The sequence below is a fragment of the Methylobacterium sp. XJLW genome (assembly GCF_003254375.1).
In the GTDB taxonomy this organism is placed as follows: Bacteria; Pseudomonadota; Alphaproteobacteria; order Rhizobiales; family Beijerinckiaceae; genus Methylobacterium; species Methylobacterium fujisawaense.
Map to the genome: position 1 here is coordinate 6,271,964 of NZ_CP016429.1, position 13,770 is coordinate 6,285,733.

Consider the following 13,770-nt stretch of genomic DNA (forward strand, 5'->3'; position numbering starts at 1 on the left):
GCGAAAAGATCAAGCGCGGCGTCTGACCGCCTGCCGGGCGCCGTAGCCGAGGATGGCCCAGAGGAGAGCCGCGACGGCGCGCACCGGGAAAAAGGTCGGGCCGTCGCGGGTGATCGGCGCCGGCCAGGGGATGCCGGCGGCGCTGACCGCGTAGGAGAACAGCACCGAGAATCCGAGCGCCGCGATCGCCGCGATGAAGACCTTGCCGAACTGGCTGGCGGTCCAGCCGAGATAGACCGCCACCACGATCAGCGCCGGATCGAACCCGGCCCAGATCCAGATCGTCCAGGGGTAATAGGGGACGGTCATGACCACCACGGCTCGGGCAGGACGGTGCGGCCCGCCGCTTCCTCGATCACCTGCGCGACCGCGAACAGCGTTTCTTCGTCGAAGGGCCGGCCGATGAGCTGGAGGCCGAGGGGCAGGCCCTGGCCATCGAGCCCCGCCGGCACGGCGATGCCCGGGAGGCCCGCCATGTTCACCGTCACGGTGAACACGTCGTTGAGGTACATCTCCACCGGGTCGGCCGAGGCCTTCTCGCCGATGCCGAAGGCGGCCGACGGCGTCGCCGGCGTGAGGATCGCGTCGACTCCGGCGGCGTAGGCCGCCTCGAAGTCACGCTTGATCAGCGTGCGGATCTTCTGCGCGCGGACGTAATAGGCGTCGTAGTAGCCGGCCGAGAGCACGTAGGTGCCGATCATGATCCGGCGCTTGACCTCGCGGCCGAAGCCGGCGGCCCGGGTGTTCTCGTACATCCCGGCGATGTCCTTGCCGGGCACGCGCAGGCCGTAGCGGACGCCGTCGTAGCGCGCGAGATTCGAGGAGGCTTCCGCCGGGGCCACGATGTAGTAGGCCGGCAGCGCGTAGGCGGTGTGCGGCAGCGAGATCTCCCGGATCGTCGCACCGGCTGCCTTGAGCCACGCGGCGCCCTCGTCCCAGAGCTTCTGGATCTCGGCGGGCATGCCGTCGACCCGGTACTCCTTCGGGATGCCGATGGTGAGGCCCTTCACGCCGCGCGACACGGCCGCTTCGAAATCGGGCACCGCCAGGTCGGTGCAGGTCGTATCCCGGGGATCGGGGCCCGCCATGGAGCCGAGGAGGATGGCGCAGTCGCGCACCGTCCGGGCGATCGGGCCCGCCTGGTCGAGGGAGGAGGCGAAGGCCACCGTACCCCAGCGCGAGCACCGCCCGTAGGTCGGCTTGATCCCCACCGTGCCGGTGAAGGCGGCGGGCTGCCGGATGGAGCCGCCGGTATCGGTCGCCGTGGCGCCGAGGCAGAGCCGCGCGGCGACCGCCGCGGCGGACCCGCCCGAGGAGCCGCCGGGCACGATCTGCGTGTCCGATCCCTTGCGCCGCCAGGGCGAGACCACGTTGCCGTAGGCGCTGGTCTCGTTGGACGAGCCCATGGCGAATTCGTCGAGATTGAGCTTCCCGAGCATCACGGCGCCGTCGCGCCACAGATTGGCCGACACGGCCGATTCGTAATGCGGCTCGAAGGTTTCGAGGATCTTGGAGCCCGCCGTGGTCGTCACGCCGTGCGTGCAGAACAGGTCCTTGATGCCGAGGGGGATGCCCTCGAGGGGGCGGGCCTCGCCCGATGCGATCTTCCGGTCGGAAGCCTCGGCCATCGCCAGGGCGCGGTCCGGGGTCTCCCGGATATACGCGTTCAGGACGCGGGCCTTGGCCATGGCGTCGAGATGCGCCTGGGTCAGCTCGCGGGCCGAGATCCGCTTCGCCTTCAGGGCATCGCGCGCTTCGGCCAGGGTGAGTTCGTTCGGATCCACGCTGTTCACGTCCCCGCGCGCGCTGTCGCGCGCCTGCCCGCCAGAAATCCGGTCCGCAAGGTCCGGGCCGTCCTCGGCCTACTCGACCACCTTCGGGACCAGGAAGTAATTGTCCTCGGTCTCGGGCGCGTTGGCGACGACGTCGGCGGCGCGGCCGCCCTCGGTGACGACGTCCTCACGCTTCTTCATCGCCATCGGCGTCACCGAGGTCATCGGGTCGACGCCCGTGACGTCGACCGTGCCGAGTTGCTCGACAAAGGCCAGGATGGCGTTCAGCTCGCCCTGCAGCGGCCCGACTTCGTCGTCGGTGACCGCGATCCGCGCCAGATGCGCGATGCGCCGAACCGTCTTCTCGTCGACCGACATGCCGTCCCGTTCGTCCCTGCCCGGGAGCACTCTCCCGAAGTCGGTCGGGCTATAGCATCGGCGCTCGACGCGCTGCAACGCGGGTCGAAGCGGGCGGAAGGCCGACGTGCCGGAGCAGACGAAGGCCGGCCCTGGCGACGCCACCGGGACCGAACCCGCAGGCCGACACTCGTGTGGGGCCGATCAGGTCACGACGTGGTGGGGCGTCACCGACATCTCGATGGTGATTCCCGGTTGCCGGACCGGCTGGATCATGGCTTGGGTGAAGCCCGCGACCAGGATCTCGAAGGCGAGGAGCAGCATCCAGCGGTGCTTGCGCGGCATCGCCCGCCGATATCCGGACGGTGCGGAACAGGAGAGCTGGCCGTTCGTCGACAAGGCGGGCCCCTACAGTGTGGTTTAACGGAACATTAACCTACCTAGACGCGAACGGCTCCGCGCGCACCGGGGGCGATCTGCGCAGGAGCTGAAGCCTGTGGACGGTGGAGCGGGATCGATGTGGGAGCAGGTTTTCGCGGATCTCGCGCCGGGCTTCGTGCCGGACGATGGGGCTCTCGACCGTGCGGCGGTGGATCTCGGCTTTCCGCTGCCGGCCTCCTATCGCGCCTTCTGCCGAACCTGCGGCGTCGGCCTCGCGGGGGGACAGTTCCGCATCGCCGTGCCGGCGCCGTTCGCGGCCTGCGATCTGGTGACCCAGGCGGGGCTCATCGCCCACAGTGTCGGTGCCGCCGTCGCCATGTTGGAAGAGGGCGCGGAGCCGCACCGCTTCGATGTCGAGGGCGGCGAAGCGAGCGTCGTCGAGCGCGCCTGCTTCTTCGGCGCGGGCGAGGATGGCAGCTTCCTGTTCTGGGACGTCTCCGGGACGGACGGCGAGTACGACGTCTGGCTGCTCGCGCCCGATCTGGAGACGGTGCGGTTCGGCGGCGAGAGCCTCGACGATTTCTTCACCCGTGTCGCTGCGCCGTCCGCGGCGCTGGTTCTGGGGCCGGGCGCGGAGCCCCTCCCCGCCCGGTTCGAGGGTATTGCCGAGGCCACCCTGGCGCGCACCGAACAGGCGGAGTCATGAACTTCGACGCGATCCGCGCCTTCGCGGCCGAGTCCCGCGGCGGCGCCCGGTTGATCGGCATCGATCTCGGCACTAAGACGATCGGGCTCGCCCTGTCGGATCTCGGCCGCCAGATCGCGACACCCCTGGAGACGATCCGCCGGGTGAAGTTCACCCCCGACGCGCAGCGGCTCGCGACCCTCTGCCGGCAGCACGCGGTCGGCGGCCTGGTGGTCGGGCTGCCGCTCAACATGGATGGCAGCGAGGGGCCGCGGGTGCAGTCGACCCGCGCCTTCATGCGCAACCTCGCGCCGATCCTCCCCCTGCCTCACGTCTTCTTCGACGAGCGTCTCTCGACCGCCGTGGTCACGCGCGCGCTGATCGAGGCCGACGCCTCCCGGGCGCGGCGCGGCGAACTCGTCGACAAGCTCGCCGCCGCCTACATCCTGCAGGGCTGCCTCGACGTCATGCGCAATCTCGCCGACGCCGATGCCGACACCGAGGACAATTTCCTCAGCGACTGACCAGGGAAACCGTGCCGCTGCCGTGGCGCTCGATCCGTCCGTCGAGTTCCAGTTCCAGCAGCACGCTTTGCACGGTCCGGGCGCCGACTCCGGCGCTCCGGGCCAGCTCGTCGGTGCCCACCGGGCTCGGGCCGAGCAGGGCGACGATCCGCGCCCGGTCATCCGCGGGCTGGGGCGGCTCGTCTTCGCAGACGGGGCGGCCGGCAGTCTCGCGGTCGGGCCACAGCGGGATCGGATCGCAATCCGCGCCGGTCGCGTCGAGCTCGATCTCGTCCCAGAAATCCGGCTGCTCGGCGAGGTCCGGCCGACCGCGCGCCGGCGCCGCCTCCGCGTCCGGGCCGCGCTCGATGATCGGGCCCAGCACCTCGACGACGTGGGCGACCTCGGAGACGAGGGTGGCGCCCTGGCGGATCAGGTCGTTGGTGCCCTCGGCGCGCGGGTCCAGCGGCGAGCCCGGGACCGCGAAGACCTCCCGGTTCTGCTCCAGGGCGTAGCGCGCCGTGATCAGCGAGCCGGAGCGGCGGGCGGCCTCGACCACGACGGTCCCGTAGGACAGGCCGGAGATGATCCGGTTGCGCCGCGGGAAGTCGCGTCCGCGGGGCTCCCAGCCCATGGGCATCTCGGCCAGGACGGCGCCGCCCTCCCTCAGGATGGCCTCGACCAGGGCCGCGTGGCTCGCCGGGTAGATCCGATCCTGGCCGCCCGCCATCACGGCGATGGTTCCTGTCGGAAGGCTGGCCCTGTGCGCCCGGGCGTCGATCCCGCGGGCGAGGCCCGAGACCACCGTGAGGCCGGCCTCCCCGAGGCCGCGGGCCAGCCGCTCCGTGAAGGCGAGCCCTGCCGTCGAGGCGTTGCGCGAACCGACGAGCGCAACGGCCGGGCGGTTCAGGATGCCGGCGCCGCGCAGGGCCAGGAGCGGCGGCGCCGCGTCGACCTGCGCGAGGAGCCGGGGATAGTCCGCCTCGCCCGTGGCGATCAGGCGGCCGTCGAGGCGGGCGAGCGCCGCGATCTCGGCCTCGGCTTCGCTGCGCGTCGGAGGCGTGATCCGCCGACCCTGGCGGCCTGCGAGATCCGGAAGGGCGTCCAGGGCGGCCGCCGCGCCGCCGAACCGGTTCACCAGCCTCCGGAAGGTGCGCGGCCCGACGCCCTCGGTCCGGATCAGCCGCAGCCAGTCGAGCCGCTGCGCGTCGGTGAGCTGCATGCACTTCCCCAAGGTCCGCGCGTGGCGCGCGTGCGCTCAGCCTTTCTGGCCGATGCGCCCCTCGGTGCCGTTTGCGAGCCGGCGGATGTTGGGCGCGTGCTTCCACCATAGCAGCACGGCCAAGATGAGGAACAGCAAAGCTTGGGTCGGCGCGCCGAGAGCCCACAGGGCCAAGGGTGTCGCCGCGGATGCCGCAAGTGCCGCCAGCGACGAATACTTGAGCACGAAGGCGAGCCCGAGCCAGATCGCTGCAAAGAGACCGAGCGCCGCGGCATTGAAGGCCAGGAGCACGCCGATGAAGGTCGCGACACCCTTGCCGCCTTTGAATCCGAGCCAGATGGGGAACAGGTGCCCCAGAAACGCACCGAGCCCCGCGGCGAGCGCCGCACCCTCGCCCAGGTTCTTGGCGAGCAGGACGGCGACAGTTCCCTTGAGGGCGTCACCCAGCAGGGTCGCCGCGGCAAGGCCCTTGCGGCCGGTCCGCAGCACGTTGGTGGCGCCGATATTGCCCGAGCCGATGGCCCGCACGTCGCCGAGGCCGGCGAATTTGGTCAGGATCAGCCCGAACGGAATCGAGCCCAGGGCGTAGCCGAGGGCGAGGCCGCCGAGGGCGGCCGGGGTCGCGAGATCGGGAAGCATCATGCGGCGGCCGCGAGATCGTCGACCGCGTGGACGATCCGACCGCCGACCAGCGTCAGCACCGCCGCGCCCTGGAGGCGCGCCTCGTCGAACGGAGAATTCTTGGAGCGCGACTTCAGCCGGCGCTTGTCGAGGACGTAGGGCAGATCGGGATCGATCAGGACCAAGTCGGCGGGGGCACCGACCGCCAGCCGGCCGGCCTCGCGGCCGAGGACCCGCGCCGGGTTCACGGTGAGCGCGGCGATAAGCTTGGGCAGCGCCAGGTCGCCGGTATGGACGAGGCGCATCGCTGCGCCGAGCAGGGTCTCGATGCCCAGTGCCCCATCCGCCGCCTCGGCGAAGGGCAGGCGCTTAGTCTCGACGTCCTGCGGGTTGTGATCCGACACGACGACGTCGATCACACCCTCGTCCAGGGCACGCACCACCGCCTGCCGGTCGGTCTCGTGGCGCAGGGGCGGCGAGAGCCGGCAGAAGGTGCGGTAATGGCCGATGTCGTTCTCGTTGAGGACGAGGTTGTTCACCGAGACGCCGCAGGTCACCGGCAGGCCGTCCTGCTTCGCCCGCCGGACGATCTCGACCGAATCGGCGCAGGAGATCATTGCCGCGTGGTAGCGGGCGCCGGTGAGCCGTACGAGGCGGATGTCCCGCTCCAGCATCACGGTCTCCGCCTCGCGGGGGATCCCCATCAGCCCGAGGCGCGAGGCGAGCTCGCCCTCGTTCATCACGCCCTCGGCGACGAGAGAGGCTTCCTCCACGTGCTGCACGATCAGGGCGTCGAAATCCCGGGCATAGGTCAGGGCGCGACGCAGCACCTGGGCGTTCGCCACGGCCCGCAGCCCGTCCGTGAAGGCGACCGCGCCGGCCTCCTTGAGCAGGCCGAACTCGGTCATCTCCCGGCCGGCAAGCCCCTTGGTGATGGCGGCCGCCGGCAGGACGTTGACGCTCGCCGTGTCGCGGGCGCGGCGGAGCACGAAATCGACGATGGCCGGCTCGTCGATCACCGGGTTGGTGTCGGGCATGCAGACGAGCGTCGTGACGCCGCCCGCGGCCGCCGCGGCGCTCGCCGAGGCCAGGGTCTCGCGGTGCTCGGCCCCCGGCTCGCCCACGAAGGCGCGCATGTCGATCAGCCCGGGGGTCAGCACGCGGCCCGCGCAATCGACGCGCTTCGCGTCGGCCGGGGCACCCGGCGCCGCGCCGGCGGCGATGTCGGCGATGCGGCCGTCCCGTACCAGCACCGCGCCGGCGGTCTCGCGGCCGGTTTCGGGATCGAGGAGGTTGGCGTTCGCCAGAAGATAGCTGCTCACAGGGGCGCCCTCGCGGAAGAGGCCGGGCCGTCGAGGCGCATGGCGAGGCCGGCCGCCGCCATGTGCGCCTTCGCCTCGGCGACGCTCGCCTGCCCGAAATGGAAGATGGAGGCCGCCAGCACGGCGCTGGCGCCGCCCTCGGCCACGCCGGCCACGAGGTCGTCGAGGCCGCCGACGCCGCCCGAGGCGATCACCGGCACGGTGACGGCGTCGCTGATCGCCCGCGTCAGCGCGAGGTCGTAGCCGGAGCGGGTGCCGTCCTTGTCCATGGAGGTCACGAGCAGCTCGCCGGCGCCCTTCTCGGCCACCAGCCGCGCGAAGGCCACGGCGTCGATCCCCGTCGGGTCGCGGCCGCCATGGGTAAAGATCTCCCAGGCGGCCGGCGCGCCGGGCGGCGAGACGCGCTTGGCGTCGATCGCGACGACGATGCACTGCGCGCCGAACTTCTCGGCGGCCCGGGCCACGAGGTCGGGATCCTTCACGGCCGCGGTGTTGATCGCGACCTTGTCGGCGCCGGCCAGCAGCAGGGCGCGGACGTCCTCGACGGTGCGCACGCCGCCGCCCACGGTGAGCGGCATGAAGCAGGCCTCGGCGGTGCGGCTGACGATGTCGAGCAGCGTGCCGCGGGCCTCTCGGCTCGCCGTGATGTCGAGGAAGCACAGCTCGTCGGCGCCGGCCGCGTCGTAGACCTTGGCGGCCTCGACGGGATCGCCGGCGTCGCGCAGGCCCTCGAAGCGCACGCCCTTCACGACGCGCCCGTCCTTCACGTCGAGGCAGGGGATGATGCGGGTCTTCAGCACGGGCGCCGTCTCATATCGCAGGCCTCAGACTATCACGCGGCCGGGCCGCGCGCCGCAGCGATCGCCGCCAGGGCCGCTTCCGGATCGATGCGGCCGTCGTAGAGTGCCCGGCCCGTGATCGCGCCGGCGATCAGCGCGCAATCCGGCTGCAGCAGCCGGTGCACGTCGTCGATCGACGCGAGGCCGCCCGAGGCGATCACCGGGATGCGCACGGCCTCTGCGAGTGCCAGGGTCATCTCGACGTTGAGGCCCTTCAGGATGCCATCGCGGGCGATGTCGGTGTAGATGATCGCCGCGACGCCCGCGTCCTCGAACCGGCGCCCCAGCTCCTCCGCGGTCATGCTGGAGGTCTGGGCCCAGCCCTCGACCGCGACGCGGCCGTCCTTGGCGTCGATCCCGACCGCGATCTTGCCCGGATACTTGCGGGCGGCCTCCCGGACGAAGCCGGGATCGCGCACCGCCGCGGTGCCGATGATCGCCCGGGCGACGCCCTTGCTCAGCCAGCCCTCCAGGGTCTTCATCTCGCGGATGCCGCCGCCGAGCTGGACCGGGATCTTCACCCGCGCGAGGATGGCGTCGACGGCCTCCGCGTTCCGCGGCGCGCCCGCGAAGGCGCCGTCGAGATCGACCACATGGAGCCAGGAGAAGCCCTGCGCCTCGAAGATCGCGGCCTGTGCGGCCGGATCGTCGCCGAAGACCTTGGCCTGCGCCATGTCCCCCTGGATGAGGCGGACGCAACGCCCCTCTTTCAGGTCGATCGCTGGGTACAGGATCACGGGCGCTTCTGTCCTTCTTGCCTGGGCCGAACGGCGCTCACGGGCGCCAGTTCAGGAAGTTGGCGATGAGCGCGAGGCCCAGCCGCTGGCTCTTCTCGGGGTGGAACTGCGTGCCGGCGACATTGTCGCGGGCGACGAGGGCGGTGACCGGGCCACCGTACTCGGCGCGCGCCACCACGTCGTCCGGGCGTTCCGCATTGAGCGCGTAGCTGTGCACGAAATAGGCGTGCAGCCCGTCGTCGCCGGTGGGAATGCCGGCGAGCAGGGGATGGTCGCGCTCGGTCCGCAGGGTGTTCCAGCCCATATGGGGGACCTTCAGGGTCGGATCCGACGGCCGGATCGGACCGACATCGCCGGGAATCCAGCCGAGGCCCGGCGTCGTGGTATATTCCAACCCGCGGGTCGCCAGGAGCTGCATCCCCACGCAGATCCCGAGGAACGGGCGCCCCGCCTCGTGCGCGACCTGGGTCATCGCCTCGACCATGCCGGGGACGGCATCGAGCCCGCGGCGGCAATCCGCGAAGGCGCCGACACCGGGCAGCACGACGCGGTCGGCCGCGGCCACCACCTCCGGATCCGAGGTCAGGCAGATCCGCGCATCGCGCCTGCTCTCGCGGGCGGCGCGCTCGAAGGCCTTGGCGGCGGAATGGAGGTTGCCCGACCCGTAATCGATGATCGCGACGGTCTCGGTGCTCATGCGCGTCTCACCCGGACTCTCACCGGGCGCCTTCCTGGGCGGGGAACAGCCCGATCACCGACTCGGACCGCCGGCTGGGACCGCTCGGGAACGGGGCCCGCGGCGTTGTCGGGCTGGCTTCGAGCCAGCGGTTCAGGGCCCGGGCCTCGGCCTCCTCGGGCGTCGCGGCGATGACCGCGTCACGCGCTGGCCAGCCGCGCCGGGCCAGGGTCCAGCGGCGGAGGCTCGACGCTTCGAGGCCGATCAGCCAAGCGGCCAGCAGGGAGACGATCAAGCCGGCACCGGTCGGCAACCCGAGCACGAAGCCGGCCGCGGCCAATGCGACGAGGCCGACGAGGACGACCAGGGCGGCGATCCAGAGGCGGTGGAACAGGAACCACAGCACTGTGAAGGCGAAGGCCGGCCAGGAAAAGCCGTCCCGCACCAGCACGGCCCGGTCGAGTTCGACCGACTCGCCCGGCCGCGCATCGGCCGGCAGGTGGAGCGTGTAGCTGCGCATCCGCATCGCGAAACTCCGACAGCGTGCGCCGCGACGGCCGCGTGGCCGATCCGGGCGCCCGGCGACAACAGGTCTACAGGGAGCCCTTGGTGGAGGGAACGCGCCCCTCCTCCCGCGGATCGATCGCCACGGCCTTCCGCAAGGCCCGGGCCAGCCCCTTGTAGCAGCTCTCCGCGATGTGGTGGGCGTTGTCGCCGTAGAGAGTCTCCACGTGGAGGGTCAGGCCGGCATTCATCGCGAAGGCCTGGAACCACTCGCGCACCAGCTCGGTGTCGAAGCTCCCGATCTTCTCCACGCGGAAGGCGGTGCGGAACACCAGGAACGGGCGACCCGAGATGTCGACGCAGACCCGGGTCAGCGCCTCGTCCATCGGCAGGTGGATGTCGGCGTAGCGCGTGACGCCGCGCTTGTCGCCGAGCGCCTTGGCGAAGGCCTGGCCCAGGGCGATGCCGCAATCCTCGGCCGAGTGGTGCTGGTCGATATGCAGGTCGCCCACGACCTTCACGTCCAGGTCGAACAGGGCGTGCCGCGCCAGCAGATCCAACATGTGGTCGAGGAAGCCGATCCCGGTGGCGATGTTGGATCGCCCGGTCCCGTCGAGATGGACGGTGACCGCGATATCGGTTTCCGCGGTCTTCCGGCTGATGGAGGCGCTGCGCATTTCGGTCTGGACTTCGCGTCTGGGGCGGCCGCGGCCGCCCGCGCCTTCTAGAGGGACTCGCCGCCGAATGGAAAGGGCGGCCGGCTACCCGTTGAGGACCCGTCCCGCCACGGCGTCGAGCTTGGCGAGCAATGCCGGATCCCGGACCGCGGGCGCCGTCATGATCGCGCCGTCGAGCGCCCGGTGCGCGCCGGCCGGGCACGGCTCGCGCTCGGCCGGGAAATCGCGGGCGAGACGGGCGACGAGCCGCGCCGCCTTGTCGGCGTTGGCCCGGGCGACCGCGATCACCGAGGCGACGTCCACCGCGTCGTGGCCCGGGTGCCAGCAATCGAAGTCGGTGACCATCGCGATGGTGGCGTACGTGATCTCCGCTTCGCGGGCGAGCTTGGCCTCGGGCATGTTGGTCATGCCGATCACGTCGAAGCCCTGAGCCTTGTAGGCCCGGGATTCGGCGAGCGACGAGAATTGCGGCCCCTCCATGCAGACATAGGTGCCGCCGCGATGCACCGCGATGTCCTCGGCCTTCGCGGCGACGGCGATCCGCGCCTGCAGCCCCGGACCGACCGGATGGGCGAGGGACACGTGGGCGACGCAGCCGTCGCCGAAGAACGAGGTGGCGCGCCCGTGGGTGCGGTCGACGAACTGGTCGACGAGCACGAAGAGGCCCGGCGGCAGCTCCTCGCGGAACGAGCCGCAGGCCGAGAGGGCGACGAGGTCGGTGACCCCGGCCCGCTTCAGGACGTCGATATTGGCGCGGTAGTTGATGCCCGACGGCGAGAGCCGGTGTCCCCGCCCGTGCCGGGCCAGGAACACGACCTTGGTCTCGCCGATCCGCCCGATGCGCAGGGCGTCCGAGGGCTCGCCCCAGGGCGACGCCACGCGCTCCTCGCGCACGTCCTCGAGACCCGGCAGGTCGTAGACGCCGGACCCGCCCATCACTCCGAGGACCGCTGCCGTCATGAAGGTATTCCCCTGGTCGCGCAGCGCATAACGGCCGCCTGATCCATCCGCCACCTCATCCTGAGGTGCCGGAGCGAAGCGGAGGCCTCGTAGGAGGGCTCCAGAACTTGCAACGATCTTGGGAGCCGTCCTTCGAGGCTGCTGCGCAGCACCTCAGGATGAAGTTGAGGGATGGAGCAACCCGCTTCCGTCCAGCCGATCGTCGCGGTGGCCACGGGTTAACATGGCGATCCAGCCCAAAAAAGATGGGCCCCCTTTCGGGAGCCCATCCATCTCGTCGATCGCGGCAGCGCGCCTCAGTAGGTCTTGTGCAGCTCCGGCTGGAGGCCGTGCACCTCGCCGCCGACATCGGCCCAGATCTTCTTCTTCACGTAGTAGAGCAGTGCCGACAGGATGATGAGGAACAGGATCACCCGGAAGCCCAGGGCCTTGCGGTCCATCATGTGCGGCTCGGCCGCCCACATTAGGAAGGCCGAGACGTCCTTGCCGTATTGATCGACCGTCTCGGGCACGACCGGCTGGCCCTGATCGTTCTTCGGGTAGGAGACCTGCCCGTCGGTGATCGGCGGCGGCATCGCGATGATGTGGCCGGGATAGTACTTGTTGTAGTGACCACCCTCCGGCAGGGCGAAGTCCTTCGGGGGCTCCTCGTAGCCGTTGAGCAGGGCGTGGATGTAGTCGGGGCCCTGCTCCGAGTAGCCGACGAAGGGCAGCCAGTCGGTCAGGAAGTAGAGCGAGCCCCGGGAGAAGGTCCGCGCCTTGGCGATGACCGAGAAGTCCGGCGGGGCCTTGCCGCCGTTGGCCGCCGCTGCGGCCTGATCGTTCGGGAAGGGCGGCGGGAAGGTGTCGGCGGGCCGGCCGGGCCGCTCGAACATCTCGCCGGCATCGTTCGGGCCGTCCTTCACCTGATAGGTCGCCGCGAGGGCCTTCACCTGCCCGGCGGTGAAGTCCGGTCCGCCCTCCTGGGCGAGGTTGCGGAAGGAGACCAGCTTCATCGAGTGGCAGGCGGAGCAGACCTCCTTGTAGACCTGGAAGCCGCGCTGCAGCTGCGCGGTGTCGAAGCGGCCGAACACGCCGGCGAAGCTCCAGTTCACGCGGGCCGGGATCGGCCCGCCATGCCCTTCCTGGGCGGAGACCGGCACGGCGCCGATCAGCAGGGCCGCCAGGGCGGCCGCGGCGGTCGTCGAGAGGACGCGGGTCATCATCATGGTCCTGTCGTCAGCCCGTCAACCTTTGGTGGTCGGTGCGGCGGCAGCGCCCGCCGGCATGCCGGATCCGCTCACCTGCTTGCCCGGCCCGGTCACGCTCTCGAGGATCGAGCCCGGCAGCTTCTTCGGCGTCTCGAACAGGCCGCAGAGCGGCATGACGATCAGGAAGTGCGCGAAGTAGTAGATGGTGCAGACCTGAGCGGCCAGCACGTAGCCCCCCTCCGGCGGCTGCGAGCCGAGCCAGCCGAGCAACAGGGTCGCGCCGATGAACACCCAGAAGAACTGGCGGTAGAGCGGCCGGTAGTTGCACGAGCGGATCCGCGACGTGTCGAGCCACGGCGCGAAGGCCAGGATGATCACCGCCGAGAACATCAGGATAACGCCCCCGAGCTTGCTCGGGACCGCACGCAGGATCGCGTAGAACGGCAGGAAGTACCATTCGGGCACGATGTGCGCCGGCGTCACGGCCGGGTTCGCCTGGATGTAGTTGTCGGCGTGGCCGAGGAAGTTCGGCTGGTAGAACAGGAACCAGGCGAACAGGATCATGAACACGCAGGTGGCGAAGACGTCCTTGATCGTCGCGTAGGGCGTGAACGGCACCGCGTCCTTGCCCGACTTGATCGGGATGCCGGCCGGGTTGTTCTGGCCGGTGACGTGCAGCGCCCACACGTGCAGCACGACCACGCCGGCGATCATCCACGGCAGCAGGTAGTGCAGCGAGAAGAAGCGGTTCACGGTCGGGTTGCCCACCGAGTAGCCGCCCCAGAGCAGGGTCTGGATCGTGTCGCCGACCACCGGGATCGCCGCCAGGATGTTGGTGATGACGGTGGCGCCCCAGAAGCTCATCTGGCCCCAGGGCAGCGTGTAGCCCAGGAAGGCCGTGGCCATCATCAGCAGGTAGATGACGACGCCGAGGATGTAGAGCACCTCGCGCGGGGCCTTGTACGACCCGTAGTAGAGCGCGCGGAACATGTGGACGTAGACGGCCACGAAGAACATCGAGGCGCCGTTGGCATGCGCGTAGCGCAGCAGCCATCCATAGTTCACATCGCGCATGATCTTCTCGACGGAGGTGAAGGCACCCGTCGCCGAAGGCTCATAGTGCATCGCCAGCCAGACGCCGGTGACGATCTGGATGCCCAGGAAGGCGGCGAGGATCGCCCCGAAGGTCCAGAAGTAGTTGAGGTTCCGCGGAACCGGGTAGGCAATGAAGGACGAGTGCACCAGCCCGGCGATGGGCAGGCGCGCTTCGAACCATTTGGCTACGCGGCTCTTGGGGACGTAGGTGCTGGCCGTTCCGCTCATG

At 70.6% G+C, this 13,770-nt stretch carries 17 protein-coding genes; 2 read left to right on the forward strand and 15 right to left on the reverse strand.

What is annotated here, in order from left to right; translation table 11 throughout:
• Nucleotides 1-9: 9 nt before the first annotated feature.
• From A3862_RS29105 to A3862_RS31730, 4 genes are all read right to left on the reverse strand, one after another.
• Nucleotides 10-309, reverse strand: a complete 300-nt coding sequence (locus A3862_RS29105) for a hypothetical protein (RefSeq protein ID WP_043354732.1) — start codon at nt 307-309, stop codon at nt 10-12.
• Nucleotides 306-1,784, reverse strand: coding sequence for an Asp-tRNA(Asn)/Glu-tRNA(Gln) amidotransferase subunit GatA (gene gatA, locus A3862_RS29110; protein WP_179698181.1), 1,479 nt, complete (start codon nt 1,782-1,784; stop codon nt 306-308). The genes A3862_RS29105 and gatA overlap by 4 nt, the downstream gene beginning before the upstream one ends.
• A gap of 78 nt (nt 1,785-1,862) precedes the next feature.
• A complete protein-coding gene (gene gatC, locus A3862_RS29115; RefSeq protein WP_111474233.1) occupies nt 1,863-2,150 on the reverse strand; it encodes an Asp-tRNA(Asn)/Glu-tRNA(Gln) amidotransferase subunit GatC in 288 nt (95 codons plus the stop codon).
• Between the two features lie 183 nt (nt 2,151-2,333).
• Complete coding sequence (locus tag A3862_RS31730; protein WP_164706408.1) at nt 2,334-2,474, reverse strand: hypothetical protein; 141 nt, start codon at nt 2,472-2,474, stop codon at nt 2,334-2,336.
• Between the two features lie 172 nt (nt 2,475-2,646).
• On the opposite strand from A3862_RS31730, the gene A3862_RS29120 reads away from it, so the two are divergent.
• Together A3862_RS29120 and ruvX are read left to right on the forward strand one after the other, a co-directional pair.
• Complete coding sequence (locus A3862_RS29120; RefSeq protein ID WP_043755582.1) at nt 2,647-3,216, forward strand: SMI1/KNR4 family protein; 570 nt, start codon at nt 2,647-2,649, stop codon at nt 3,214-3,216.
• On the forward strand, nt 3,213-3,719 hold the full coding sequence (gene ruvX / locus A3862_RS29125) for a Holliday junction resolvase RuvX (protein ID WP_043755581.1): 507 nt from the start codon (nt 3,213-3,215) through the stop codon (nt 3,717-3,719). Before A3862_RS29120 ends, ruvX begins: the two co-directional genes overlap by 4 nt.
• On the opposite strand, the gene dprA is transcribed toward ruvX, so the two are convergent.
• The 11 genes from dprA to A3862_RS29185 all read right to left on the reverse strand — a co-directional run bounded on the left by dprA (nt 3,709) and on the right by A3862_RS29185 (nt 13,769).
• The gene (gene dprA, locus A3862_RS29130) at nt 3,709-4,920 is read right to left on the reverse strand and encodes a DNA-processing protein DprA (protein WP_043755580.1); all 1,212 of its coding nucleotides are present in this window, start codon (nt 4,918-4,920) and stop codon (nt 3,709-3,711) included. The two genes, ruvX and dprA, sit on opposite strands and share 11 nt — an antisense overlap.
• A 36-nt stretch (nt 4,921-4,956) precedes the next feature.
• Nucleotides 4,957-5,559: a glycerol-3-phosphate 1-O-acyltransferase PlsY gene (plsY, locus tag A3862_RS29135; RefSeq protein WP_043760737.1), complete on the reverse strand. Its 603-nt coding sequence runs from the start codon at nt 5,557-5,559 to the stop codon at nt 4,957-4,959.
• Complete coding sequence (locus tag A3862_RS29140) at nt 5,559-6,863, reverse strand: dihydroorotase (RefSeq protein WP_043755578.1); 1,305 nt, start codon at nt 6,861-6,863, stop codon at nt 5,559-5,561. The genes plsY and A3862_RS29140 overlap by 1 nt, the downstream gene beginning before the upstream one ends.
• The gene (hisF, locus tag A3862_RS29145; protein WP_012317478.1) at nt 6,860-7,663 is read right to left on the reverse strand and encodes an imidazole glycerol phosphate synthase subunit HisF; all 804 of its coding nucleotides are present in this window, start codon (nt 7,661-7,663) and stop codon (nt 6,860-6,862) included. Before hisF ends, A3862_RS29140 begins: the two co-directional genes overlap by 4 nt.
• A 32-nt stretch (nt 7,664-7,695) precedes the next feature.
• The gene (gene hisA, locus A3862_RS29150) at nt 7,696-8,439 is read right to left on the reverse strand and encodes a 1-(5-phosphoribosyl)-5-[(5-phosphoribosylamino)methylideneamino]imidazole-4-carboxamide isomerase (protein ID WP_043755576.1); all 744 of its coding nucleotides are present in this window, start codon (nt 8,437-8,439) and stop codon (nt 7,696-7,698) included.
• Nucleotides 8,440-8,476: 37 nt separating this feature from the next.
• Nucleotides 8,477-9,136: an imidazole glycerol phosphate synthase subunit HisH gene (hisH, locus tag A3862_RS29155; RefSeq protein ID WP_043755574.1), complete on the reverse strand. Its 660-nt coding sequence runs from the start codon at nt 9,134-9,136 to the stop codon at nt 8,477-8,479.
• A gap of 19 nt (nt 9,137-9,155) precedes the next feature.
• Nucleotides 9,156-9,635, reverse strand: coding sequence for a DUF2628 domain-containing protein (locus A3862_RS29160; RefSeq protein WP_043760732.1), 480 nt, complete (start codon nt 9,633-9,635; stop codon nt 9,156-9,158).
• A gap of 73 nt (nt 9,636-9,708) precedes the next feature.
• The gene (gene hisB / locus A3862_RS29165; RefSeq protein WP_043755573.1) at nt 9,709-10,296 is read right to left on the reverse strand and encodes an imidazoleglycerol-phosphate dehydratase HisB; all 588 of its coding nucleotides are present in this window, start codon (nt 10,294-10,296) and stop codon (nt 9,709-9,711) included.
• Between the two features lie 84 nt (nt 10,297-10,380).
• Nucleotides 10,381-11,256, reverse strand: a complete 876-nt coding sequence (locus A3862_RS29170) for an S-methyl-5'-thioadenosine phosphorylase (RefSeq protein ID WP_043760730.1) — start codon at nt 11,254-11,256, stop codon at nt 10,381-10,383.
• A 296-nt stretch (nt 11,257-11,552) separates the two neighbouring features.
• Nucleotides 11,553-12,464 (reverse strand): cytochrome c1, encoded by a 912-nt coding sequence (locus tag A3862_RS29180; RefSeq protein WP_043383665.1) that lies wholly within the window; start codon nt 12,462-12,464, stop codon nt 11,553-11,555.
• Nucleotides 12,465-12,482: 18 nt separating this feature from the next.
• Nucleotides 12,483-13,769, reverse strand: a complete 1,287-nt coding sequence (locus A3862_RS29185; protein WP_043351447.1) for a cytochrome b — start codon at nt 13,767-13,769, stop codon at nt 12,483-12,485.
• Nucleotide 13,770 lies beyond the last annotated feature (1 nt).